We start from the raw sequence: 782 nt of genomic DNA, 5'->3' as shown, positions 1-782 counted from the left end.
CGCGATTTAGAAGAAAAAGGCATAAATACCTATGCAGCAGGCCGTCAGCGTAGTGAATTCCAAATTACCTTAAACCAAGGGTTACCTGAAGGTTGGGGTAATTTCTATATGGTTGGCTCATGGGTTGACTATTGGAATCGCAGTGAAACGACTAAACAATATCAGCTTGGTTATAGTAATAATTACCATGGTTTAACTTATGGTTTATCTGCAATTAACCGTAAAGTTGAATACGGTGCAAATGATGCATCGAGTGATACTGAATATTTAATGACGCTTTCATTCCCGATTAACTTTAAGAAGAACTCAGTGAACATCAATGCCACTGCTTCTGAAGATAGCCGTACTGTTGGTGCAAGCGGAATGGTTGGAGATCGCTTTAGTTATGGCGCTTCAATGTCGCATCAGGACTACGCAAATCCATCATTTAACGCAAATGGTCGTTATCGTACTAACTATGCAACTGTTGGTGGTTCTTATAGTGTGGCTGATTCTTACCAACAAGCAATGGTTAGCTTAAGTGGTAGTGTGGTTGCACACTCAGAAGGTATTTTATTTGGACCTGAACAAGGCCAAACGATGGTACTTGTGCATGCACCTGATGCAGCTGGAGCAAAAGTTAATAATGCCGTTGGTTTAAGCGTGAATAAGGCTGGTTATGCGGTAGTTCCTTATGTTACTCCTTACCGTCTTAATGACATTACCCTTGACCCACAAGAGATGTCGAGCCAAGTAGAACTTGAAGAAACGAGTCAACGTATTGCACCTTTTGCTGGCGCAAT

The 782-nt window shown here is 41.6% G+C and carries 1 protein-coding gene; it reads left to right on the top strand.

Annotated elements, in window-relative coordinates:
- A partial coding sequence (locus RMB13_RS00610; RefSeq protein WP_311084117.1) for a fimbria/pilus outer membrane usher protein occupies positions 1–782 on the top strand: 782 nt, incomplete at both ends.

The organism is Acinetobacter sp. V102_4, assembly GCF_031799005.1.
Classification (GTDB): domain Bacteria; phylum Pseudomonadota; class Gammaproteobacteria; order Pseudomonadales; family Moraxellaceae; genus Acinetobacter; species Acinetobacter calcoaceticus.
Note: the sequence above shows the minus strand (reverse complement) of the source record. Positions and strands in the feature narration are given on the sequence as shown.